This window comes from Phaeovulum veldkampii DSM 11550, from assembly GCF_003034995.1.
GTDB classification, from domain to species: Bacteria; Pseudomonadota; Alphaproteobacteria; order Rhodobacterales; family Rhodobacteraceae; genus Phaeovulum; species Phaeovulum veldkampii.
In genome coordinates this window covers 25,003-49,643 of sequence record NZ_PZKF01000014.1, presented here as the reverse complement: position 1 = coordinate 49,643, position 24,641 = coordinate 25,003, and the positions used below count along the sequence as shown (strand labels likewise).

The 24,641-nt window shown below is 64.4% G+C and carries 22 protein-coding genes; 14 read left to right on the top strand and 8 right to left on the bottom strand.

Translation table 11 applies throughout. The features are described 5' to 3' along the window. Positions 1–879, top strand: coding sequence for an alpha/beta fold hydrolase BchO (bchO, locus tag C5F46_RS07825; protein ID WP_235820115.1), 879 nt, complete (start codon positions 1–3; stop codon positions 877–879). Between the two features lie 20 nt (positions 880–899). Here the strand turns inward: bchO and idi are convergent, their stop codons facing one another. The 8 genes from idi to C5F46_RS07785 all read right to left on the bottom strand — a co-directional run bounded on the left by idi (position 900) and on the right by C5F46_RS07785 (position 9,884). Then, entirely contained in the window at positions 900–1,424 is a 525-nt protein-coding gene (gene idi / locus C5F46_RS07820) for an isopentenyl-diphosphate Delta-isomerase (protein ID WP_107324808.1), read from the bottom strand. Next, complete coding sequence (locus C5F46_RS07815) at positions 1,421–2,602, bottom strand: geranylgeranyl diphosphate reductase (RefSeq protein WP_107324807.1); 1,182 nt, start codon at positions 2,600–2,602, stop codon at positions 1,421–1,423. Before C5F46_RS07815 ends, idi begins: the two co-directional genes overlap by 4 nt. Positions 2,603–2,604: 2 nt before the next feature. Continuing rightward, entirely contained in the window at positions 2,605–3,888 is a 1,284-nt protein-coding gene (locus tag C5F46_RS07810; protein WP_107324806.1) for a BCD family MFS transporter, read from the bottom strand. Then, positions 3,888–4,793 carry a chlorophyll synthase ChlG gene (gene chlG, locus C5F46_RS07805; protein ID WP_168796831.1) on the bottom strand — a complete coding sequence of 302 codons (906 nt, stop codon included), beginning with the start codon at positions 4,791–4,793 and terminating at the stop codon, positions 3,888–3,890. The genes C5F46_RS07810 and chlG overlap by 1 nt, the downstream gene beginning before the upstream one ends. 55 nt (positions 4,794–4,848) lie before the next feature. Then, positions 4,849–5,466 (bottom strand): bacteriochlorophyll 4-vinyl reductase, encoded by a 618-nt coding sequence (bchJ, locus tag C5F46_RS07800; protein WP_107324805.1) that lies wholly within the window; start codon positions 5,464–5,466, stop codon positions 4,849–4,851. A 5-nt stretch (positions 5,467–5,471) separates the two neighbouring features. After that, complete coding sequence (bchE, locus tag C5F46_RS07795; protein ID WP_107324804.1) at positions 5,472–7,196, bottom strand: magnesium-protoporphyrin IX monomethyl ester anaerobic oxidative cyclase; 1,725 nt, start codon at positions 7,194–7,196, stop codon at positions 5,472–5,474. 434 nt (positions 7,197–7,630) lie between these two features. Beyond that, entirely contained in the window at positions 7,631–9,052 is a 1,422-nt protein-coding gene (gene ppsR / locus C5F46_RS07790; RefSeq protein WP_207186797.1) for a transcriptional regulator PpsR, read from the bottom strand. A 40-nt stretch (positions 9,053–9,092) separates the two neighbouring features. After that, a complete protein-coding gene (locus C5F46_RS07785) occupies positions 9,093–9,884 on the bottom strand; it encodes a cobalamin B12-binding domain-containing protein (protein ID WP_133618397.1) in 792 nt (263 codons plus the stop codon). Between the two features lie 316 nt (positions 9,885–10,200). On the opposite strand from C5F46_RS07785, the gene bchF reads away from it, so the two are divergent. The 13 genes from bchF to puhE all read left to right on the top strand — a co-directional run bounded on the left by bchF (position 10,201) and on the right by puhE (position 24,539). Continuing rightward, positions 10,201–10,701 (top strand): 2-vinyl bacteriochlorophyllide hydratase, encoded by a 501-nt coding sequence (gene bchF, locus C5F46_RS07780; protein WP_107324802.1) that lies wholly within the window; start codon positions 10,201–10,203, stop codon positions 10,699–10,701. After that, positions 10,698–11,981: a ferredoxin:protochlorophyllide reductase (ATP-dependent) subunit N gene (locus tag C5F46_RS07775; RefSeq protein WP_107324801.1), complete on the top strand. Its 1,284-nt coding sequence runs from the start codon at positions 10,698–10,700 to the stop codon at positions 11,979–11,981. Before bchF ends, C5F46_RS07775 begins: the two co-directional genes overlap by 4 nt. Before the next feature lie 58 nt (positions 11,982–12,039). Beyond that, positions 12,040–13,608, top strand: a complete 1,569-nt coding sequence (gene bchB, locus C5F46_RS07770; RefSeq protein WP_107324800.1) for a ferredoxin:protochlorophyllide reductase (ATP-dependent) subunit B — start codon at positions 12,040–12,042, stop codon at positions 13,606–13,608. Then, positions 13,598–17,164 carry a magnesium chelatase subunit H gene (locus tag C5F46_RS07765; protein ID WP_107324799.1) on the top strand — a complete coding sequence of 1,189 codons (3,567 nt, stop codon included), beginning with the start codon at positions 13,598–13,600 and terminating at the stop codon, positions 17,162–17,164. Before bchB ends, C5F46_RS07765 begins: the two co-directional genes overlap by 11 nt. A gap of 139 nt (positions 17,165–17,303) precedes the next feature. Next, entirely contained in the window at positions 17,304–18,200 is an 897-nt protein-coding gene (gene bchL, locus C5F46_RS07760; protein ID WP_107324798.1) for a ferredoxin:protochlorophyllide reductase (ATP-dependent) iron-sulfur ATP-binding protein, read from the top strand. Further along, entirely contained in the window at positions 18,200–18,883 is a 684-nt protein-coding gene (bchM, locus tag C5F46_RS07755) for a magnesium protoporphyrin IX methyltransferase (protein WP_107324797.1), read from the top strand. The genes bchL and bchM overlap by 1 nt, the downstream gene beginning before the upstream one ends. After that, positions 18,880–20,313, top strand: coding sequence for a PucC family protein (locus tag C5F46_RS07750; protein ID WP_107324796.1), 1,434 nt, complete (start codon positions 18,880–18,882; stop codon positions 20,311–20,313). Before bchM ends, C5F46_RS07750 begins: the two co-directional genes overlap by 4 nt. Before the next feature lie 27 nt (positions 20,314–20,340). After that, positions 20,341–21,099 carry a photosynthetic reaction center subunit H gene (puhA, locus tag C5F46_RS07745; RefSeq protein WP_107324795.1) on the top strand — a complete coding sequence of 253 codons (759 nt, stop codon included), beginning with the start codon at positions 20,341–20,343 and terminating at the stop codon, positions 21,097–21,099. A 21-nt stretch (positions 21,100–21,120) separates the two neighbouring features. Then, entirely contained in the window at positions 21,121–21,783 is a 663-nt protein-coding gene (gene puhB / locus C5F46_RS07740; RefSeq protein ID WP_107324794.1) for a photosynthetic complex putative assembly protein PuhB, read from the top strand. An 11-nt stretch (positions 21,784–21,794) separates the two neighbouring features. Continuing rightward, positions 21,795–22,244: a photosynthetic complex assembly protein PuhC gene (puhC, locus tag C5F46_RS07735; protein WP_107324793.1), complete on the top strand. Its 450-nt coding sequence runs from the start codon at positions 21,795–21,797 to the stop codon at positions 22,242–22,244. Between the two features lie 22 nt (positions 22,245–22,266). Further along, the gene (locus C5F46_RS07730; RefSeq protein WP_107324792.1) at positions 22,267–22,563 is read left to right on the top strand and encodes a hypothetical protein; all 297 of its coding nucleotides are present in this window, start codon (positions 22,267–22,269) and stop codon (positions 22,561–22,563) included. Further along, a complete protein-coding gene (gene acsF / locus C5F46_RS07725; RefSeq protein ID WP_107324791.1) occupies positions 22,560–23,642 on the top strand; it encodes a magnesium-protoporphyrin IX monomethyl ester (oxidative) cyclase in 1,083 nt (360 codons plus the stop codon). The genes C5F46_RS07730 and acsF overlap by 4 nt, the downstream gene beginning before the upstream one ends. Positions 23,643–23,720: 78 nt before the next feature. Further along, a complete protein-coding gene (gene puhE, locus C5F46_RS07720; RefSeq protein ID WP_107324790.1) occupies positions 23,721–24,539 on the top strand; it encodes a putative photosynthetic complex assembly protein PuhE in 819 nt (272 codons plus the stop codon). Positions 24,540–24,641: the final 102 nt, after the last annotated feature.

Here is a 24,641-nt window from a genome sequence, read left to right as displayed (position 1 = left end):
GTGCATCCGCCGCGCCGCCCCCTGCTGCCCCCGGACTGGCCAAATGCGGCAGCCTCGCGGCAGATTTCGTGCCGCCCCTATTTGTGGCATGTGCAAGAGATGGGCCAAGGCCCGCTGCTGCTGTTGCTGCACGGCGCGGGGGCTGCGACCCATTCGTGGCGCAGCCTGATGCCGCTGCTGGCCCGCCACTATCGCGTGATTGCGCCCGACCTGCCGGGGCACGGCTTTACCCGGCTGCGGTCACGCTCGCGCACCGGGCTGAACCCGATGGCCGAAGATATCGCGCGGCTGTGTGCCGATCAGGGCTGGCAACCCGCGGCGCTGGTGGGGCATTCGGCGGGCGGCGCCATTGCGTTGCGGCTGGCGCAGACCCTGCCCACGCCACCGCAGGCGCTGGTCTGCATCAACCCTGCGCTGGAAAATTTTCAGGGCGTGGCGGGTTGGCTGTTTCCCGCGCTGGCCAAGATGTTGGCGCTGGCGCCGATCGTGCCCTTGCTGTTTTCCCGCATGGCCGGGCGTGAGGCGCGGGTGCGCGAACTTCTGACCTCGACCGGATCGGCACTGGATGATGACGGGCTGAGCCAGTATCTGACGCTGATCCGCGATCCGGGGCATGTGGACGGGGCGCTGGCGATGATGGCGCAATGGCGGCTGGATGAGTTGCTGGCCAGCTTGCCGGGCATCACGCAGCCCACGCTGTTCATCACTGGCGCGCGCGACAAGGCGGTGCCGCCCGATGTGGCCCGCCGTGCCGCAAGCGGCATGACGGCAGCCGAATTCACCGAGATGGAGCGCTATGGCCATCTCGTGCACGAAGAGGCCCCCGCCGAGGTCGCCGCGCTGATCGAGGCGTTTCTGGCGCGCACGCTGGCGCGCTAAAGCGACCCAGGTGCGGCGCGCTAGACCGCCGCGCCAAAGATCTTTTCGGAATGATCCGCGAGATAAATCCGCAACCAGGGCGTAAACCGTTCGGGCGCAGCCAGCGTTTCCTGGGCCAGTTGGGCCAGATCAACCCAGCGCGTCGCCGCCACTTCGACCGGATTCAGGGCCTGCGCCAGATCCTTGGCTGCCTCGGCCAGAAAGATATCGACCACCTCATGCTCGGTCAGGCCGCCGCCCACATCGGCGCGGTATTCGACCTGTTCGGCCAACCGCAGGTCAAGCCCGGTGATGCCAAGCTCTTCGCGCAGGCGACGCGCAGCGCAATCGGCCGAGGTTTCGCCCCAATGCGGATGGGTGCAGCAGGTGTTGGCCCACAGCCCCGGCGTGTGGTATTTCGACAGCGCGCGCTGCTGGATCAGAACCTTGGTCCCGGCCATGACAAACACGGAAATTGCCTTGTGACGCAGGCCCTTCTGGTGCACCTCCAGCTTTTCTACCGGGGTCAGCGTGCCGTTCACCCAGGCCGGGATCATCTCGGTCATGTCCAGGTCGGTTTCACGATGCCCATCAGGTGGGCCACGTTCTTCACCCCGATCTTCAGATGCGCCATGACCTGGGCGTTTACCAGCTTCTTGTTCATATAAGCCTCGAAGGTCAGGCGCTGCACGTCCTTGTCGTGGCACAGGCTGACAAAGCGTTCGCGGCGCTCGTCGTTCTTGTAATAGGCATCCTGCATCGAACGCAGCGCGCGGAAGGTCGTCTTGTTGTCCTTCATGAACCAGTAACGCGCCTGCGCCAGATCGCCGGCCTTGCCGGTTTTAAGCGCAGATTCGCAGGCTTTCGCGGCCAGCCGTCCGCCCAGCATCGCATAATAGATGCCCTCGCCCGACGACGGCGCCACGACGCCGGCAGCATCGCCGGCCAGCACCACATCGCGCCCGTTGTCCCACTTCTTCAGCGGCTCCAGCGGGATCGGCGCGCCTTCGCGACGGATCGTCGGGGCATCGACCAGCCCCGCCTGCGCGCGCAGGTCGGCGGTGCATTTCTTCAGATCGACGCCGTCGATCCCGGTGCCCATGCCGATCGAGGCGGTTTTGCCATGCGGGAAAACCCAACCGTAGAAATCGGGCGAGATGCGGCCGTCATAGATCACGTCGCAACGCTCGGGGTCATAATCTGCGGTCTTGGCGGGGGCTTCGACGATCTCGTGATAGGCGATCACGAAGGGAATATCATGCGCGCCCGGAATCTCGGCGCGGCCCACCACCGATTTCGCGCCATCAGCGCCGATCACAAAGCGGGTGCGCAGGCGGCGCTCCTCGCCCGAGTCCTTGTCGCGGTAGATCACCTCGGGGCCGGTCTCGTCGCGTTCGATGCGCAGGAAGGTGCCGGTAAAGCGTTGCGCGCCCCCCTTGGCGGCGCGGTCGCGCAGGAATTCGTCGAATTGTTCGCGGTCGACCATTCCGACATAGCCATTCTCGATCGGGATATCGACCTTGCGCCCGGTGGGCGAGATCATCCGCGCGGTGCGGATGCGCGCCACGATCTGGCTGTCGGGGATGTCGAAATCCCGGATCATCCGCGGCGGGATCGCGCCGCCGCAGGGCTTGATCCGCCCTGCCCGGTCGATCAGCGCCACGCGCCGCCCGGCCTTGGCCAGATCCAGCGCCGCCGTGGCCCCCGCAGGACCGCCGCCAACCACAACAACGTCATAGCTCATGCTCATTCTCCCGCAACGAACCCGGCGGCGGGAACGCGGCGGCCCCCGTCAAGGATGATGAAGGCCATCACCGCCGAGACAATGAAAAGCACGGCTTCCACAAGGAAGACCGCACCGAAGGCTTCGGGCGCCGCCATCGACAGGCGCATCATGTCAACCGCTGCGGCCCCGGTCAGGCCGCCAAACCCCGCCGCAATGGCCTGCGAGGCCCCCCAGAGGCCGACCCGCGTGCCCTCACGCGACTCGCGCCCCTCGCCCGCCAGCGCCATCATGGCGCCAATCGCGGCGACGGCAAACATGCCGTTGAAATAGCCCATAGCCACGACCATCGGCGTCAGGCCGGCCCCGACCTGCCCCAGCACAGTGACACCTACCAGCGCCAGCGCCGAACCGATGCAACCCGCCACGACCCAAGCCCGCAGGCTGCCGATACCAAAGCCGGTAGCCGCCACACCCACAGTGACCATGCCCAGAAAAACACCGCCGTTCTGCGCCCCCGACAACGAGGTGGACTGCCCCGGCGTAAAGCCGAACACCAGCCCCGCATAGGGTTCAAGGATCAGTTCCTGCATGAAATAGGCGCACATCGACAGGAAGATGAAGATGGTGAAATTGCGCGCCTTGCGTTCGGCCAGAACCTCGCGCAGACCATCCCAGAAGGGCGTCGCCTCTTCCTCGCGCTCGACGGGCTTGGTGCGACGCTCGATCCCGGCAACGGCCAGCGCGGTCAGCACCACAGCGCCGCCGGTCACGGCCCCCACCACCCGCAGCAGCGTATCATGGGTGTAGGGGTCCAGAAACTGGCCCGCGGTGGCGGCGGTGATGGCAATGCCCGCGATCATCATCAGCCAGGTGATCGTAGCCGCCGCCGGCCGCCGCGCAGGCGCGGTTGACGTAGCCAGAAGCGCCAGCAACGAGGTGCCCGAGGCCCCCACCCCGATCCCGATCAGGGTGTAAGCAAAAATTGACAGGATCAGCCCCGGCCAGTGCATCGTCTCCATCACGATCACACCAAGCGCCGCCAGAAAGGCCCCAGCACCCAGAATCGCCATGCCACCGATGATCCAGCGGGTGCGACGCCCGCCGGTGTCGGATTTGTAGCCCCATTGCGGCCGAGTGATCTGAATAGCGTAATGCAGCGCCACCAGCGCGCCGGGCAGCACCGCGGCCAGCCCCAGCTCCACCACCATCAGCCGGTTCAGCGTCGAGGTGGTCAGCACCACGATCGAGCCAAGGCACATCTGCACCATACCCAGCCGCACGATGGAGAGCCAGGACAGGCCCATCAGAAGGTTCCCAGATTGCGCAGCGCGACCGCCGACACCATCATACCCGAAACATACAGCGTGACGCCGGTGGCATTATACCAGGGCGCGCGGCCCTTGGGATCGGACAGCAGAACCTTCATCGCCCAGAATTGCGCAAACAGAACCAGTGTCACGATCCCCGCATGGACAGGCTTGCCCCAGACCAGCAGCATCGAGATCACCAGCATCTGCGGCACCGCCATCACGATACAGGCCAGCCGCGCCGCCACATCGGGGCCCAGCACCACCGGAAGCGACCGCACGCCGGTCTGGCGGTCCCCCTCCAGCGCCTTGAAATCGTTAAGCGTCATGATGCCATGCGCGCCAATCGCGTAGAGGAAGGCGACAATCACGATTTCCAGCCGCGGTGCGCCCGCCGACAGAACGGCAGCGCCGGTGAACCACGGCAGACCCTCGTAGGACAGGCCCACAAGGCCCGGCCCCCACCAACCCGATTTCTTCAGCCGCACCGGCTCGGCCGAATAGGCCCAGGCCGCCAGCACGCCGACCACCGTGGCGCCAAAGCCCCAAGGGCCAAGAAACCAGCCCACAGCCAGTGCCAGAACACTCATGATCAGGGCGATATAAAGGCCCCAGCGCCCCGGAATGCGCCCCGAGGGGATCGGGCGGTTCGGCTCGTTGATGGCATCCACATGCCGGTCGCACCAGTCGTTGGCGGCCTGGCTCATGCCGCAGACGATGGGGCCGGCCAGAATGACGCCCAGCGCCACCACGAAGTAATGGCCCGACAGGGGCACCCCCGCGGAAACGACACCGCAGAGATAGGCCCACATCGGCGGGAACCAGGTGACGGGCTTGATCAGCTCCAGCATGGCGCGGGGCTGAGGCAGGCCGGCGGGGTGTAAACTTTGGCTGACAGTCATTGCGAAACTAGACACCAGATTGCAGAGTCGGGCAAGGGTGGACGCCCCCTTAACGTCATGCGGTAAGGGGCCGCAGTTCAAACCGGCAGGCACGGTCGCCGCGCGCGCAGCAGGCGGTTTCTGTGACCGTGACCCCCTGCCGCCAGATCAGCGTGGTAAACAGCCGCTCGAACACGGCGGCGTGCCAGTCGCAGATCGGCGCTTCGGCGCGGTCAAGCGCCACGACGGGATTGGCCGCGATCTCAAAGGTCAGAGGCGTCAACGACACGATGGTGAAGTCGCCCGAACCGGCAAAGGTCCAGGAATGCTTGGCGATGGCGCCCGACAGGATGCGCGACCCCAGCCCCTTGGGCAGCAGGCGGATCACCTTTTGCGCCAGCGCCGGGATGCGATTTGCCAGAATATAGTCACCCGTGGCCAACCCCGCCTCCCGCGCCAGTTGCGCGGCCTGATCGGGCATGGTCTGGCGCAGGGTGTGATGCAGCCGGGCGATATCGGTCTCAGGCAGCATCCCGGCATCGGGGGGCGGCACGGCCACGCCCGCCTGCGCAAACAGCGCATCGCGGGCGGTGCGGCCCACCGCACGATCCAGAACCGGGATCAGTTGCAGGATCGCATTGGGACCGATGCGGGCGACATCGCCGCCCGCATCCGAAGGGTTGTGCCCGGACATGGGCCTTATTCCGCCGCGCCCGGCATCTGCTGGGTGCCGCCGCCGCAGGCCATCACGCGGGCCTCCTCGTCGGTCGGGCCAGTGTTTGCCAGACCAAAGGGATCGTCGGCAGGCAGGTTCGGCGCCTGCGCGTCCTCGGCCTTGCGCTCTTCGGCGCGAGCCTTGGTCTGGGCCTTGATCGCGTCGCGACGCTCCGCAGCGCGCTTGGCCCGGTCTGCCGAGGCATCCCAGTCTTGCATCTGCGCGTCGGCAATGGTGCGGGTTTCGTCAAAGTGGAAGTTGACCTTGTCCTTCGACTGCGGCCCCCAGTAACCGGCCTTGCCAAGGTCATAGAAGGTGCGGCCCACACCGGCCTTGAGGAACGCCTTGAGGCAGCCCAGCAGGTAACGACGGCGGAAGCCGGTGCCGCGCCACGGATAGTGGAACAGCGCCTTTTGCATGTAGAACCGGCGGTAGTTCTTCATCACGCCGTCCAGCAACTCGCCCCTGGTCATCGCGGCGGGCTTCATGATCGGGGTCACGAAGTTGTATTTCGAGAAGTCGAACACCTCGACCTTGTCGCGCAACTCCTGGAACAGCGGCGTGAACGGCCAGGGCGTATACATCGCCCAGTTCGCCAGGTCAGGTTGCCAGTCCCAGGCCATGCGATAGGTTTCTTCCAGCGTCTCCTTGGTCTCGTTGTCGAGGCCGACGATGAACTGGGCTTCGGTGAAGATGTCGGCATCGCGCAGAAGCTTGATAGCTTCCTTGTTCTGGGCGACGGTAGTTTCCTTGTTGAACTGGTCCAGCTTCAACTGGGCCGCGGCCTCGGTGCCAAGGCTGATGTGCACCAGCCCCGCCTTGCGGTAGAACGGCAGCAGTTCCTTGTCGCGGTAGATGTCGGTCACGCGGGTATTGATGCCCCATTTGACCTTTTCGTTCAGGCCACGGGCGATCATCTCTTCGCAGAATTCAATGAATTTGCGGCGGTTGATCGTGGGCTCCTCGTCGGCAAGGATGAAGAAGCCGACGTTATGCTCTTTGACCAGCTTTTCGATTTCGTCCACCACCTTCTTGGGGTCGCGGACGCGGTAATCGCGCCAGAATTTCCACTGCGAGCAGAACGAGCAGGTGAACGGGCAGCCCCGCGCCATGTTCGGAATGGCAACCCGGCAGCCCAGCGGTTCGTAGATGTATTTTTCCCATTCAAGGATCGACCAGTCCGGGTCGATCGCGTCGAGATCCTTGATCGTCGGGGCCGCGGGGGTCGCAACGATTTCGGTGCCCTCGGTATAGGCGATGCCCTTGACCTTGTCGCGCTCGGACGGCCACTTGCCCGCCTCAACGCATTGCATCAGGGCCACCATGATCTCTTCGCCCTCGCCGCGGACGATCACGTCCACCCAGGGCGCCTCGGACAGCACCTGGCGATACATGAAGGTGGCGTGGATGCCGCCCAGAACGCGCAGCGCGGTGGGGCAAACTTCTTGGGCGATCTTCAGCGTTTCTTCCGCCTCATAGATCGCGGGGGTGATCGCGGTGGTGGCGATCACATCGGGCTTCAGCTCGGCGAATTTCTTGCGCAGGCTGTCATGGTCGATGTGATGGGTCATCGCATCGATGAAGTGAATATCGTTGAACCCAGCGGCCCTCAGCGAGCCGGTCAGATAAGCGACCCAAGCCGGAGGCCAGTTGCCCGCGATCTCGGCCCCGCCGGAGTGGTAGTTGGGATGAACAAAGACGATACGCATGAAGGGCCTCCTGTCGTGTCAGCGTTACCTGACACAGGTTTCGTCAAGCTACCTTGACACATATCAAGCCCCGAAAGCCTTTGCATCGGCATTTCTGGCCGCAGGGCAGCGCCAGATGGTCACGGGGAAACCCACCCCAAACCCCATGAAAAGCAGGCGATTCTGCGATCTGGCGCGGCAGCGCGGCGAAAATCGCGGCAGGCAGGCGCAGGCTGCCCGGTCCGGGCGCAGGCGACGGACACATCACAACCGCGTGAGAATGCGCAGGCAGCGCCACCCAGATTCACCACCGGCCGCAGACATCTGTCAACCTGAGCCGACAGCTTCGGTGTCAAAAGCTGCCCGGCCCACACGTGCAGGCACGCGCACCACGGCGCAGACGAGATTGGAAACCGGGGGTGGGGCGGAAGAGGCGCACGGGCCGGGGCCCGGCGCTATTCCTCTTCCTTGTTCACCAGACCGTATTTGCGCAGCTTGACATATAGCGACTGCCGCGAAAGGCCCAACATCTCGGCGGCGGCAACACGGTTGTTGCGCGTCAGCTCCACCGCCGTCTCGATACACATCTTTTCGACCACCTCGGTGGTTTCGGCAACGATGTCTTTCAATGTCGATGATCCGACCAGCTCCATCACGCTGCCTGCGCCCTCATCCACCCCGGCCATGCCAGGGCGGCGCAGGCTGTCGGCGCGGCCCGCATCGCGGATCACCAGCGCCATGCAGGGATTGGGCCGCTCCTTGAGCCATGTGGCCGAAATATCGACTGCTACTTGCCCGTCATAGGCTGTGTTCAACTTGGTTGCGTAAAGCCGCATCTGGCCGGTGCGGCGTGCATTGTCCAGCAGCACCCGCAGGTCAACCTCGCCACGGGCCAGATAATCGGCCAGCGATTTGCCGCGGACCACGGCCGCGCTGGCCTCGCTGGTCAGGTTCAGGAAGGAATCGTTGGCGCAGCGGATCAGCCCGTCAGGATCGGTGAAAACGATCGCATCCACCCCGTCATGGAACAGCCGGCCCAGCGCATCGCCCAACTCGTCCTGGAACGGGGCGCGGGTGGCGGGCGTTTCAAGGCGGCACAGCAACAACTGCTCGCCCGCGGCGCGGAACACGGTCGGCACCACCACCACGCGGCTGCCCGACCGCCGCGCCGTCAACTCTACCGGCGGCGCGCTGTCGATTACCGCCAGATTGGCCATACTCTCCAGAAACTCGCCGCGCCTGCGGCCCTCGAATTCCTGCGCGATGGCAGCCCCCATCAACTCGCCCCGCGCCGCCCCCAGCACCAGCGCCGCAGCCCCGTTCAGATCGACGATCCGACCGGTGGCCATCGACACCAGCACAATGGCGTCGCGCGTGGCCTCCATCAGCACGCGGTAGCGGGTGTCGATCTCGCGCTGCGCCTCGTAATCGCGTTCCAGCGCGAGTTGTGCCGCAACCAGTTTCTGCTGCATCTCGGCAATCGGGCGCAGATCGCGGCCCAGCAACAGAACGGTATTGTCCGGCCCCAGACGGTGCAGCGAATAGCGCACAGGAAAGCCCCAGATCGACTGTTCGGCGTGGCTGAGTTCGACCGATTGCGACACACCGGTTTCGCGCAGCGCCTCCAGCCGCTTGGTCAGCTTGGGCACGCTGTCCACCGCCAGCACGTCATTGACATGCAACCCTTCCCAGTGCCGAAGCTGACCAAAGCTGCGATGCTGCGGATTGACAAAAACCGACACGATCTGATCAAGCGCCGACAGGATCAGCGCGAAATCCGACGCCGTCACCAGAATCTCTGCGAGAAGATCAGGCGCGATAAGAGGCACAGCCCCCCCGTTCAGAATGTCGCAACTGTCGGTTTTCACTCTTTTCATTACTCACGTCGCAAGCAGGCAGGATGCGCGGTTGCGCGGCTTAGGCAGATTTCCTGATATTGGTTGGATCTGGGAACAGACCGCAGGACTTCAAGGCTTCGTTCAGGTCGTTGGTGGCCACGTCGGCGCCGGTCAGCGCCCTGACATCGGCCGCACAGCCAATCACCGCGCCGCCCACGATGACCGGCGTGGGCCGGGCCATGTTGGCGCGCAGGCTGGCGATGTAATCGCGCGCAAAGGGGATGCGTTCTTCGCAGGCAACCGACAGCATCACCGCATCAAAGCGGCGTGTGGCCAGCAGTCGCCGCAACTCGGGCATTTCCGGGGCCAGTTGCAGGCAAACGGAAACACCCATCCGCCGCATCTGCGTAACGGCCACCATGGCGCCAAGCGTATGCTGTTCGTGCTGCGGCACCACCATCAGGATCGTGCCACGCCCGGTCTCGCCGGAATGGTCGGCGATCCAGCCTGCGCCGATCTCGCGCAGCAGGGACTGCAGGCGGGCTGTGCCAATGGTGACATCGACAAACCCCATGGAGTCGTCATCCCAGGAATGCCCCATCCGACGCGACGCTTCGGGAATGTAGATATCAGCGAGCGCCGCCGCCGAGACGCGCATTCGCCGCAACTCTGCCAGATACTCGCCCAGCGCCGACAGATCGGGCGACAGGACCGCCTCGATCAGACGCGTGACCAACTCCTCGCGCGGCTTGCCCTCGGACCGGGCGCTACGCGAGGCAAGCAGCGCCACAACCTGCGAAGCAACCTGATCGACCTCGGACATCTCGCCAGAGATCCGCTGCGCGCCTTGTCTGGGTTGGTCCGGCTTCATCCTCTGATCCTCTGGCAGGCCGCCCGAACAGCGCGCGCCCGGCGCGACATAAAGGCTCGGGGTGGCCGCGGTCAGAGTGTCACCCAGCCAAAAATAAATGTCAAAGCAAATTGACACCCTGGCGCACGAGCTGCAAAAACGCCGCGGTCAATATGGCAAAGATCGCGTGAAATATAGGAATATGCTGAAAATTCCGGAGCCCTGGCAAGGGTAGATGCTGCGGTCCATCGCGGCGCAACTCTGTAAGTTTCAATTGACACTTTCGCCGGTTGAAGGCTACGCTACCTCTAGTTCAGCGCTGCTTGGAATCCGACGAATGCCGCACTCCACAAGCTCCAGCCGCCCCCGCAAGCGGCTGTATTCCGATGAAGAACGCGCCCGCAGAGATGCCACAGCCTGGACAACTGTTCAGGCGATTCTGGCGCCGGTGCAATTTCTGGTCTTTGCCATCTCGCTGGTTCTGGTGCTGCGTTACTTGTGGACGGGCGAGGGCTATAGCTGGGCGACAGCCTCGATCCTGCTCAAGACCGCCCTGCTCTACACGATCATGATCACCGGCGCGATCTGGGAGAAAGTCGTTTTCGGCCAATACCTTTTCGCGCCCGCATTCTTCTGGGAGGATGTGGTTTCCTTCCTCGTGATCGCACTGCACACGCTTTACCTCTGGGGGCTTCTGACAGGGTCGATCCCCCCCGTGACACTGATGATCATCACACTTGCCGCTTATACCGTCTATGTGGTCAATGCCGGCCAATTCCTGTGGAAGCTACGCAAGGCGCGGCTTGATGGCCAGCTTGACAATGAGGTGCCCGCATGACCGATCTGCCCCCCCCGCCCGCACGCGGCTGCCGCGAGGCGCCCGTGCTGAAGGAGCGTGGCCAGCGCGAGGTGTTCTGCGGGCTGACCGGAATCATCTGGCTGCACCGCAAGATGCAGGATGCGTTTTTTCTGGTGGTCGGATCGCGCACCTGTGCGCACCTGCTGCAATCTGCCGCAGGGGTGATGATCTTTGCCGAGCCGCGTTTCGGCACCGCCATTCTGGAAGAGAAAGACCTCGCCGGTCTGGCCGATGCCAATGCCGAACTTGACCGCGAGGTGGCCCGCCTGCTGGAACGCCGGCCCGATATCCGGCAGTTGTTCCTGGTCGGCTCCTGCCCGTCCGAGGTGATCAAGCTGGACCTTGACCGCGCGGCGGAACGGCTGAACGTGGTCCATGCGCCGCATGTGCGGGTGCTCAGCTATACCGGCGCGGGCACCGACACCACATTCACCCAAGGCGAAGACAGTTGCCTTGCCGCGATGGTGCCGACGCTGCCCGAAACCACGGCGCGCGAACTGCTGCTGGTGGGGTCGCTGCCCGATGTGGTCGAGGATCAGGCGCTGGCATTGCTGGCAGCCCTGGGCATCGGCCCGGTGCGCTGCCTGCCCGCGCGGCGGGCGGGCGAGATGCCGGGCGTTGGCCCCGACACCGTTTTTGCGCTGGTCCAGCCGTTTCTGGGCGAAACCCACGGCGCGCTGGTCAAGCGCGGGGCGCGCCATGTCGCAGCCCCCTTCCCCTTTGGCGAAGAGGGCACGACGCGCTGGCTGCGGGCGATTGCCGACGAATTCGGCGTCAGCCCCGAGACATTCGAGGCGGCGACCGCCGCCCCCCGCGCCCGCGCCCGCAAGGCCGTGGCCGCCCATGCCGAGGAACTGCGCGGCAAGTCGATCTTCTTTTTGCCTGACAGCCAACTGGAACTGCCGCTTGCGCGTTTTCTGACGCGCGAATGCGGTATGACCGCCGTCGAGGTCGGCACACCCTATCTGCACCGCGACATCCTTGGCCCCGACCTTGATCTTCTGGCCGAGGGGCCGGTGATTTCAGAAGGGCAGGACGTTGACCTGCAACTGGACCGCGTGCGCGCCGCGCGCCCCGATCTGACCGTCTGCGGCCTTGGTCTGGCGAACCCGCTGGAGGCCGAAGGGCTTGCGACCAAATGGGCAATCGAATTGGTGTTCAGCCCGGTGCATTTCTACGAACAGGCGGGCGATCTGGCTGCGCTTTTCGCACGGCCCCTGACGCGCCGCCGAATTCTCAAACTGGAGGCCGCGGAATGATTGCGCGCAGCCACCGCCAAGGCCCCCTTCTGCCCCGCATCGGACAGGAGGCGCTGGCATGAAATTGACCCTCTGGACATATGAAGGCCCGCCTCATGTGGGCGCGATGCGCGTCGCCACCGGCATGAAGGGGCTGCACTATGTGCTGCATGCGCCGCAGGGCGACACCTATGCCGACCTGCTGTTCACCATGATCGAACGACGCAACGCGCGCCCGCCGGTCAGCTACACCACCTTTCAGGCGCGCGATCTGGGCTCGGATACCGCCTCGCTGTTCAAGCAGACCTGCCGCGACGCCTATGAGCGGTTCAAACCCGAGGCGATTATTGTTGGCGCCTCCTGCACCGCCGAGCTGATACAGGACGATCCCGGCGGACTGGCAGCCTCGATGGGGCTGCCGGTGCCGGTGATCGCGCTGGACCTGCCCAGCTATCAGCGCAAGGAAAATTTCGGCGCCGACGAGACGTTCTTTCAGATCGTCAAGGCGCTGGCCAAGCCGATGGAACGCAGCGCGCAGGTATCGTGCAACATCCTTGGCCCGACCGGCCTTGGCTTCCGCCACCGCGACGACGTGACCGAAATCACCGGGCTGCTGACACAGATGGGCGTGGCGGTGAACGTGGTGGCGCCGATGGGTGCGCGCCCGTCTGACATCGCCCGCATGGGGGCCGCGCATTTCAACGTGCTGCTTTACCCCGAAACCGCCGAAGCCGCCGCGCGCCATTGCGAGCGGGTTCTGGGCCAGCCCTTTACCAAGACCGTGCCGATCGGCGTGGGCGCCACCCGCGCCTACATCGCCGAGGTGGCGCGGCTGGCGGGCGTTTCTGCCAAGGTCGATGAAAGTCGGCTGCGGCTGCCGTGGTGGTCGGCCTCGGTTGACAGCACCTATCTGACCGGCAAGCGCGTCTATCTGTTCGGCGATGCCACCCACGTCATGGCCGCAGCCCGGATGGCGCGCGACGAGGTCGGCTTCGAGGTTGTCGGCATGGGCTGCTACAACCGCGAATTTGCCCGCCCGCTGCGCGCGCTGGCCAAGGAATTCGGTCTGGAGGCGCTGATTACAGAGGATTACCTTGAGGTAGAGGCGGCGATTGCCGAGCTGCACCCCGAGCTGATCCTCGGCACGCAGATGGAGCGTCACATCGGCAAGCGTCTGGGCATTCCCTGCGCGGTGATCTCGGCCCCGGTCCATGTGCAGGACTTCCCCGCCCGCTACAGCCCGCAGATGGGCTTTGAAGGCGCGAACGTGATGTTCGACACCTGGGTGCATCCGCTGGTGATGGGCCTTGAGGAACACCTGCTGCACATGTTCCGCGAGGATTTCGAATTCCACGACGAGGCAGGCGCCTCGCATCACGGCGGACAGCATGTGGCGCGGGTGGAAACGCCCGAAGCCCCGGTTGAAGCAACCGCAGGGACCGCGGCCGACACCGCCGCCCCCGAAGCCGGCGCAGCGCCCTCGGGCGAGATCATCTGGCTGTCAGATGCCGAAAAGGAACTGCGCAAGATCCCGTTCTTCGTGCGCGGGAAGGCCAAGCGCAACACCGAGAAATTCGCCGCTGAAAAGGGCCTGACCCGGATCAGCATCGAGACCCTCTACGAGGCAAAGGCACATTATGCGCGTTGATCCAAAATCCCCCCGCGCCTCCTACAATGTTGTGATTGTCACACTTGATTCGCATGCGGCGGGCCCCGCTGCGCGGATCACGCCCCGGCTCGCCGCCGATTTTCCGGGCCTGAACGTCTCGGTCCATGCCGCCGCCGAATGGGCCGAAAACCCGGTGGCGCTGGCCCGCGCCCGCGAGGCGGTGGACAGCGCCGATATCGTGGTGGCCAACCTTCTTTTCATCGAGGAGCACATCACCGCGATCCTGCCGCAGCTTCAGGCCGCGCGCGACCGGGCCGATGCCTTTGTCGGCATGGTGGCCGATCCGCAGATCGTCAATCTGACGAAAATGGGCGATCTGGACATGTCCAAGCCCGCGTCGGGCATGATGGCGCTGATGAAGAAGCTGCGCGGCAACAAATCGGGCGCGCAGGCCAATTCGGGCGAAAAGCAGATGTCGATGCTGCGCCGCCTGCCCAAGATCCTGAAGTTCATTCCCGGCAAGGCACAGGATCTGCGGTCGTGGTTCCTGTGCATGCAGTATTGGCTGGGCGGGTCGGATGACAACATCGAACAGATGATCCGCTACCTCGTTTCGCGTTATTCCAGCCACAAGGACTGGCGCGGCACCGAGGCCAAGGCGCCGATCGACTACCCCGAGGTGGGCCTGTATCACCCCCGCCTGCCGGGCCATCACATCACCACCACCCCCGCTGACCTGCCCCGCCCCGACGGCGCCAAGGTCACGGTCGGCCTGTTGCTGCTGCGGTCCTACATCCTGGCCTCGGATACTGCGCATTATGATGCGGTGATCGAGGCGCTGGAGGCGCGCGGCGTGGCCGTGGTGCCCGCCTTTGCCGGGGGCCTGGATGGCCGCCCCGCGATCGAGGCGTTTTTCCGCAGCGCAGGCGTGACCACGATCGACACGATGGTGTCGCTGACCGGGTTCAGCCTTGTCGGCGGCCCGGCCTATAACGACAGCGACGCCGCAGTGGAAACGCTCAGCGCGCTGGATGTGCCCTATGTTGCCGCCCACCCGCTGGAATTTCAGACGCTGGGGCAATGGTCCGCCTCGGGCGGCGGGCTTGGCCCGGTCGAAACCACGATGCTGATCGCGCTGCCGGAGATTGACGGCGCGACCAACCCCACCGTCTTTGCCGGTCGCCACTCGCTGGAGGGTTGCGACGGCTGCGCCCGCGGCTGCCGACCGAAAAGCGAGGGCAAGTCGATGTCGGCCTGTTCGGAACGGGTGGCGGTGTTGGCTGACAAGACCGTGCGTCTGGCCCTGCTGCGCCGCAGTCAGGTGGCGGAACGCAAGGTGGCCATCGTGCTTTACGGTTTCCCGCCGAACGCGGGCGCGGTAGGCACGGCCGCCTATCTGTCGGTGTTCGAGAGCCTGTTCAATACGCTGAACGCAATGAAGGCCGAAGGCTATGATATCGAGCCGCCTGCCAGCGTCGAAGACCTGCGCAAGGCGGTGCTGGACAGTTCGATGGGCCAGTCGGCCCATATCGCAGCACATGTGCCCGCCGACAAGATCGTCGCCGCAACGCCCTGGCTGAAGGATGTCGAGGCCGCCTGGGGCCCCGCACCGGGCCGCCAGCAGTCGGACGGGCGCGGCGTGTTCGTTCTGGGCCGGCAATTCGGCAAGGTGTTCGTCGGGATCCAGCCGGTGTTCGGCTATGAGGGCGACCCGATGCGGTTGCTGTTCGAAAAGGGCTTTGCGCCGACCCATGCCTTTACCACCTTCTATCGCTGGCTGCGCGAGGATTTCGGCGCCGATGTGCTGCTGCATTTCGGCATGCACGGCGCGCTGGAATTCATGCCCGGCAAACAGGCGGGCGTGTCGGGGGCCTGCTGGCCCGACCGGCTGATCGGCAACCTGCCCAACGTCTACCTTTACGCCGCCAACAACCCGTCCGAGGCGACGCTGGCCAAGCGGCGCGCCAATGCGATCACCGTCACACACCTGACGCCGCCGCTGGCGCAATCGGGCCTTTACAAGGGCTTGCAGGAACTGAAAGACAGCCTGACCCGCTGGCGCAACAGCCCGCCCGACGCACCCGAGCGCGCCGAACTGGAAGATCTGATCGCGCAGCAGGCCGAGGCCGTCGATCTGGGCGGCAACAGCCCCGATCAGTTGTGGCTGAAGCTGCTGGAAACCGAAGACGCGCTGATCCCTGACGGGCTGCATGTTCTGGGCCGCCCGATGACGGCCGACGAAATCGAGGCCAACATGGCCCTGATGGACCTGCCCGACGACGCCGCACGCGAGCGTGTGCGCAAACTGCTGGGTCAGAATGGCGAAATCGCGGCGCTGCTGCGCGCGCTGGGGGGGCATTACATCCCGCCGGTGCCGGGGGGCGACCTGATCCGCGCGCCGGAAATTTTGCCCACCGGGCGCAATATCCACGCCTTTGACCCGTTCCGCATGCCCACCGAATTTGCGCTGCGTGATGGCGCGGCGCAGGCGCAGCGGCTGCTGGACAGCCACCCCACCCTGCCGCGGTCTGTCGCGCTGGTGCTGTGGGGGTCGGACAACATCAAATCCGACGGCGGGCCGATTGCGCAGGCGCTGGCGCTGATGGGCGCGCGGCCGCGGTTTGACAGCTACGGTCGCCTGTCGGGGGCCGATCTGATCCCGCTGGCGGAACTCGGTCGGCCGCGCATCGACGTGGTGATGACGCTTTCGGGCATTTTCCGCGACCTGTTGCCGCTACAAACCCGGATGTTGGCCGAAGCTGCCTGGAAGGCCGCCAATGCCGAGGATGAGCCGCTGGCGCAAAACTTCATCCGCGCCAATGCGCTGGCCTATGCCGAGCAGATGGGCGTCGATATGGACACCGCATCGCTGCGGGTATTTTCCAATGCCGAAGGGGCCTATGGCTCGAACGTCAACCAGTTGGTGGACAGCTCGTCCTTCGGCGAGGAAGACGAACTGGCCGACGCCTATGAGGCGCGCAAGTCTTTTGCCTACGGCCGCAACGGCAAGCCGGTGAAAAACGCGGCCCTGCTGCAAAAGACGCTGAAAAACGTCGATCTGGCCTATCAGAACCTGGAATCGGTCGAATTGGGGGTGACCACAGTTGACCACTATTTCGACACGCTGGGCGGCATCGCGCGCGCGGTGAAACGCGCCCGCGGCGGGGCGGAAACGCCGGTCTACATCGGCGACCAGACCCGCGGCGCGGGCAAGGTGCGCACGCTGAAAGACCAGATCGCGCTGGAAACCCGGTCGCGCAACCTGAACCCCAAGTATTTCGAGGGGCTTCTGAAACATGGTGCCGAAGGCGTGCGGCAACTGGAAGCCAGCATCACCAACACGCTGGGCTGGTCGGCCACGACGCAGCAGGTGGACCCTTGGGTCTATCAGCGCCTGTCGGAAACCTTCGTGCTCGACCCCGAGATGCGCAAGCGCCTGTCGGAACTGAACCCCGAAGCCTCGGCCCGGATGGCGGGCCGCTTGCTGGAAGCGAGCGATCGCAACTACTGGCAGCCCGACGCCGAAACGCTGGCCGCGCTGCAAGGTGCCGCCGACGAGCTGGAAGACCGTCTGGAAGGGATCGCAGCCGAATGACCGCCCCCCTCCCCCTCTGCGCGCAATTGACCGGCGCAATCCGGGCGCTGATGGTTTATGATGATCGTGTGACGGCCCGGCAGGTTTCCCCTGCACGGGCCATTGCGCATACGAACTGCAACAAGGAAAGAGCCCGCCCATGAGCCCCAGAGACGATATTCCCGACCTGCGGGGCCTTGATGGCGAAGGCTCTGTTCAGGTTCAACTGGATGAAAACGACAAGATCGAAGGCGCCAAGGTCTTTGCTGTCTATGGCAAGGGCGGGATTGGCAAATCGACCACCTCGTCGAACCTGTCGGCGGCGTTTTCGATGCTGGGCAAGCGGGTGCTGCAGATCGGCTGCGACCCGAAACACGATTCGACCTTTACCCTCACGGGCAGCCTGGTGCCGACGGTGATCGACATTCTGAAGGATGTCGATTTCCACGCCGAAGAGCTGCGCCCCGAGGATTTCGTGTTCGAGGGCTTCAATGGCGTGAAATGCGTCGAAGCGGGCGGCCCTCCGGCAGGCACCGGCTGCGGCGGCTATGTGGTGGGCCAGACGGTGAAACTGCTGAAGCAGCACCACCTGCTGGATGATACCGACGTGGTCATCTTTGACGTTCTGGGCGACGTGGTCTGCGGCGGCTTTGCAGCCCCCCTGCAACACGCCGATCAGGCCATCGTCGTGACCGCCAACGATTTCGATTCGATCTATGCCATGAACCGCATCATCGCGGCGGTCGAGGCCAAGTCGAAGAACTACAAGGTGCGGCTGGCGGGTTGCGTGGCCAACCGCTCGCGCGAGACGAACGAGGTGGACCGTTATTGCGAACGCTCGGGCTTTCGTCGTCTGGCGCACATGCCCGATCTGGATGCAATCCGCCGCTCGCGCCTGAAGAAAAAGACGTTGTTCGAGATGCCGGAGGAGGCCGACGTGCTGCACGCCCGCGGCGAATACCTGCGGCTGGCGCAGAGTCTGTGGACCGGGATGGACCCGGTATCCCCGCACTCGCTGCCCGATCGTGAAATTTTTGAACTTCTGGGGTTCGATTGATGGAAAGCTACGACCGGACTCGTGCCCGGCTTGAACACTATTTCGACCGCACCGCGGCGCGGACTTGGGAACGTCTGACGTCTGACGCCCCGGTTTCGGGCATCCGCCAGACCGTGCGCGAGGGTCGCGACAAGATGCGTGCCGCGATGATGGCACGCCTGCCCGACGACATGCGCGGCCTGCGGGTGCTGGATGCCGGCTGCGGCGCCGGCCCGATGACGCAGGAATTGGCGGCCCGCGGCGCCGATGTGGTGGCGGTCGATATCTCGCCCTCGCTGCTGGAGGTGGCGCAAAAGCGGATGCCGGCCGAACTGATGCCGCAGATCACCTGGCACGCGGGCGACATGCTTGACCCCGCTTTTGGCAACTTTGACTATGTCATGGCGATGGACAGCCTGATCCATTACACCGCCCCTGACATCGCCGCGGCACTGGGTAAACTTTTATCACGGACGCGTCAGGCTGTCATCTTCACGCTGGCGCCGAAAACGCCCATGCTGTCGCTCATGCATCTGACCGGTAAACTCTTTCCGCGATCCGACCGCAGCCCCGAGATCATCCCGCATTCGCGGGCCGATATCGCGGCGGCGCTTTCGTCTGTCGGCGCCTCGACCAACCTGACCGAGGTGGCCGAGATCCGGAAGGGCTTTTACATCAGCCTCGCGCTGGAGTTGCGGCCATGAAACCACGCAAGGCCCCTCGGTTCAGTCCCGGTATGCTGCCCTTCGCGGATGCAGCCTCCGAGGGCCTGCCGATGGGCCAACTGCTGCGTCTGTCGCTGTTTCAGGTGTCGGTCGGCATGGCCACCGCGCTGCTGGTGGGCACGCTGAACCGGGTGATGATCGTGGAGCTGTCGGTTCCCACGATCGTGGTGGCGATCATGATCGCGCTGCCGGTCCTGGTGGCGCCATTCCGGGCGCTTCTTGGCTTCAAATCAGACACTTATCGCAGCTCTCTGGGCTGGAAGCGGGTGCCTTACCTTTGGTTCGGCTCGCTGTGGCAGATGGGCGGGCTGGCGATCATGCCGTTTGCGCTGATCGTTCTGTCGGGCGATCAGGTTCTGGGGCCGACTTGGGCAGGCGAAGCGCTGGCGGCGTTGGCCTTTCTGATGACCGGCCTTGGCATGCATATGACGCAGACCGCGGGGCTGGCGCTGGCCTCTGACCGCGCGACCGATGAAACCCGCCCCCGCGTGGTCGCGCTGCTGTATGTAGCGTTCCTGGTGGGGATGGGGCTGACCGCGGTGATCGTCGGCTGGCTGCTGCGTGACTTTTCGGACATCCGGTTGGTCCGTGTGGTGCAGGGCTGTGCCGCGGCAACCGTTGCGCTGAACCTTGTTGCGTTGTGGAAGCAGGAAAAAATCTCTGTCATCTCCGATGCGGAACGCGCGGCGGCCAGGCCCACCTTTGCGGCGGCATGGGCAGATCTGATGGCATCCGGCTCGGTGGCGCGGCTGTTGGTTGTGGTGGTTCTGGGCACGTTTGCCTTCAACATGCAGGATGTGCTGCTGGAACCCTACGGCGGCGAGATTCTGGGGATGTCGGTCTCGGCCACCACGTTGTTGACGGCAATGTGGGCTACCGGGGCGCTTTTGGGCTTTACCGCCTCGGCGCGCTGGCTGGTGCGCGGGATGGACCCTTACCGCATGGCGGGCCGTGGCATCCTGATCGGGATTGCGGCCTTCAGCGCGGTTGTTCTCTCGGCCCCGACCGACTCGCCGACGTTGTTCTACGCTGGGGCCTTTGGCATCGGTCTGGGCGGCGGACTGTTCTCTGTCGCCACGCTGACGGCGGCAATGGCGATGCCGGGGTCCGGCGTTGCGGGCCGCGGGCTTGTGCTGGGCGCCTGGGGCGCGGCGCAGGCCACGGCGGCCGGGCTTTCGATCGCTCTGGGCGGCGGCCTGCGCGATCTTGTTGGCAGCTTCGCCCATTCGGGCAAGGCGGGCGATGTCTTTGACACGCCAGCAATCGGCTACACCTTTGTCTACCAAGTCGAAATCGCGTTGCTGTTTGCAACACTCATCGTTCTCGGCCCGCTGGTGCGGACCGTGATCCTTCCTTCTGAACCCCAGGGTGGCACTCGCAAGGTCGGCATTGCCGACTTTCCCACCTGACCCTGCCTAACCACGGAGGACACTTAAATGGTTGGCGTTAACTTCTTCGGAGACTTCGATCTCGCGAGCCTCGCGATCTGGAGCTTCTGGCTCTTCTTCGCTCTGCTCGTGTACTATCTGCAGACTGAAAACATGCGCGAAGGCTATCCGCTGGAGAACGAAGACGGTGGCCCGGCGGTCAACCAGGGTCCGTTCCCGCTGCCCTCGCAAAAGACCTTCAAGCTGCCGCACGGCCGCGGTGAAGTGACCGTTCCCGACTACAAGAAAGAAGCCCGCGACGTCGCGCTGGCGCGGACCGCCGTGAACGACGGCTTCCCCCACGCGCCGACGGGCAACCCGATGCTCGACGGCGTCGGCCCGGCCTCCTGGGCGCCGCGCCGCGACATTCCCGAACTGGATGGCCACGGCCACGCCAAGGTCGTGCCGATGTCGGTCGCCAGTGCGTTCTTTGTGTCGGCCGGTCGTGACCCGCGCGGTCTGCCGGTCATCGCCAATGACATGAAAACCGTCGGCACCGTCACCGAAATGTGGGTGGACGTGGCCGAGCACATGGTACGCTATCTTGAGGTTGATCTGGCCTCGGGCGGCAAATGCCTGGTGCCGATGACCATGGCGATCATCAAGAAACACGCCGTTGTGGTGCAGTCGATCAGCTCGGCGGCCTTCGCCTCGGTCCCGCAGACCAAGTCGATGACCGAAATCTCGATGCTTGAAGAAGAAAAAATCTGCGCGTATTTCGCCGGTGGCACGATGTATTGCGCCGACGCGAAGCCGAAACTCTTCTGACCTGCCCCCGAGGAAACGCCAATGTCTGATCACGACGATTTCGCCTTCGAGCCGATGCCGGGTCTTCCGGCGCGGCCCCCCGCGGGCGAAACCCTGCTGTGGCAGGGGCGCCCGTCAACCTGGGCGCTCGCGCGTGAGGCGTTTTTGCTGAACTGGCTGGCGGGCTATTTCGCTTTGGTCGTGCTTTGGCGCGGCTGGGCGGCATGGTCCGCAGCCGAGCCTGACAAGGCCGTTTCGGCGGTCATGTCTACCGGGCTTTTGTACCTCATCCTGGGGCTTCTGGGCTCGGCCATCATCGTCGGCCTTGCCTGGGCGCAGGCCAGGGCCACCGTCTACACAATCACCTCTGCCCGCGTTGTCATGCGGATCGGGGCCGCGCTGAGTGTCACGCTCAACCTGCCCTATGCCCAGCTTGAAAGCGCTGGTCTTGACCTCCGCAGCGGCGGAACCGGGACCATCGCCCTCAAGCTCAAGGGCAACACCCGGTTGGCCTATATGGCGATCTGGCCACATGTCCGCCCATGGCACATGCGGCAACCCGAACCTGCGCTGCGCTGCATCCCCGATGCCGCCAACGTGGCCCAAATTCTGACCTCGGCCGCCGAAAGCCGCATCAGCAAACCCGTTGTGACGCTCAAGATGCCCGAACAGGGCGCAGGCGCCGCACCGCAGCTGGCGGAATGAGGAGAGCCGGGATGCCTGCAGAACCGAAGTTTCGTCACGATCCTGACAAGGATCTTATCCCGCGCCCGCTGTTGCTGGCGATGGGCGCGCTGGTGCTGGTGTCACTGGCGCTTGTAAGCTATGCACGCCTGACCGGACGGGAAACGGTCGGACGGCCCGAGCCTTCACAGATCGTGGCCGAGCGTGTCATTTCGATTAGCGGCGATAAAAACGCCGTCACTGTCCGCGGCGCCACGGGAGAGGTGCTTGTGGATCTGGAAAACGGCGGGTTCTTCGCCGTTATCCGCGATGGGCTGTCCCACACCCGCCGAGTACACCGCATAGCGATGGACAAACCTGTCCGGTTGCAGCGCTATGCCAACGGCAGGCTTGTGGTGCATGACCCCGAAACCGGATGGAGCATCGAGCTGACCGCGTTCGGAGAGAACAAGGCAGCCTTTGCGCGGTTGCTGCCAGAATGACCACCTATCAGGGAGATATGGGATGGGAGTGTTCACCAGGACGACCGAGACGGTGCCCTGCACCGTAGAGGTCTCTCACCGTTTCGAAAGCCTGCATGCGCATGTGCGCTTCAACAACGGCGCCGTGGTCAACCCCGGCGACGAGGTGCAGGTGCATGGCGCGCCGGTGACCGCCGCCTTCGGCGAGGTCGTGACCGAAGACCGCGTCGCCACGATCACCCGCGCCAGCCTGCTGGAGCGGCTCTGGACCAAAGCCACCGGCCAGTTCGAAGTAATGGAGCTGTGCGAATTCTCGTTCTCCGAGGCGGTGCGGCCATGAACGCGCTGACCGATACCCCGCAGGTGGGGGCGCCGGCATTCGCCGACACCACGGCGATGGCGACCGAAACCACGCTGTTGAACCCACGCTTTTACACCACCGACTTTGACGAACTGGACCGGATCGACGTGACCTCGGTGCGCGAGGACTGGGATGCGCTGATCGCCCAGATGAAAAGCGACCCGAACCGCGGCCATTTCAAAAAGACCGCCGACTGGGACCAGATCGACTGGGCGGCGATGGACCCCGAACTGCGGGTGGAATTCATCGACTTTCTGGTGTCGTCCTGCACCGCCGAGTTTTCGGGCTGCGTGCTTTACAAGGAAATGAAGCGCCGCGGCACCAACCCCGACATCTGCGAACTTTTCAGCTACATGAGCCGGGATGAGGCGCGCCACGCGGGTTTCATCAATGATGCGCTGCGCGAGGCGGGCATTGCGGTGAACCTCGGGTTTCTGACCAAGGCCAAGAAATACACCTATTTCAAGCCGAAGTTCATCTACTACGCCACCTACCTGTCGGAAAAGATCGGCTACGCGCGCTACATCACGATCTTCCGCCACCTTGAGGCGCATCCCGAACATCGGTTCCACCCGATCTTCAAATGGTTCAAGGAATGGTGCAACGATGAGTTCAGCCATGGCGAGGCCTTTGCCCTGCTGATGCGCACCGATCCGAAACTGACCACGGGCGTCAATGTCTACTGGATCAAGTTCTTCCTGACCGCAGTCTATTCCACGATGTGGGTGCGCGACCATGCCCGCCCCGCCTTTCACAAGGCGCTGGGGGTGGATATCGACTGGTATGATCAGGAGGTCTATCGCAAGACATCCACCATTGCGCGGCAGATATTTCCGATCGAGCTGGATATCGACCATCCGCGCTGGCGCCCCAATCTGGAGCGGATGAACCGCGCCTTCATCGCGATGGACAAGGCTCGCCAGACCGGCGGCCTTGGCGGGATGATCGCGCGCGGCATCGCTGGAACGATGGCGGGCCTTGCCTTTGCCGCGCTGTATACCATTCCGTCCAAGCGCAACACGCCGCCCGCCAGCGTCCGGCTGGAGCCAAGCTATTGAGCCAGAGCCGAAAGACCGGCAAAGGGGCGCCGAACCGGCGCCCCCTGATCGCCTGCGCCCTGCACCGACGGAGGCGCCATGAGTTTGGCTAACCCCTGGGTTGCGGGCCTGATCGCGCTTTTCTTCTGGTGGTTTTCCACCGGCATCCTGTTGTGGCGCGTGCGCCATGCCGACAATGGCGGGCCGCATCAGCATCTGCTGTCGGTCGTCTATTTCCTGCCGCTGCTGGGGGTGGGTCTGTTTGGCATCCACCTGAGCCATGACGACATGACCGTCAACGGCGCCTACATCGCATTTCTGTCGGCGCTGGCGATCTGGGGCTGGATCGAACTGGCGTTTCTGTCGGGCATCATCACCGGCCCGAATCGTCGCCCCTGCCCGGCCTGGACGCCGCTGTTCCAGCGGTTCCTGCGCGCTATCGGCACCATCGCCTGGCACGAGATTGCGCTGCTGATCGGCTTGGTGGGGCTGTTTTTCTTCACCCGCGGGGCTGACAACATCTTTGGCTTCTGGACCTATGCGGTGCTGTTTTTTGCCCGCATCTCGGCCAAGCTGAACCTGTTTTTCGGCGTGCCCAAGATCAACACCGAGTTTCTGCCCCGCCCGCTGGAACATCTGCCCAGCCATTTCCGCCATGCGGCGATGAATCCGCTGTTTCCGGTTTCGGTCACGGCGCTGACATTTGCCGGCTCGTGCTGGCTGGAACGCATCTGGTATGCGCAAACGCCGGGCGCCGCGGTTGGGTTTGCCCTGCTGTCGGCGCTGACGCTGCTGGCGCTGCTGGAGCATTGGTTCATGGTGCTGCCCCTGCCCGACCAGAAACTGTGGCGCTGGATGATGCCGAACCCCAAGGATCGGCCCGACGACGCCCTTGGCAAGGATGCCAACCGCATTTGATGCGGGCGCCAGACCCATCTGTTTGACAGCTTGACATCGCCCGCGCCCCGCCGCCCTATTGGCACAGTGTGGCGGTCAGGATCAGAATCCGACCGACCAGAA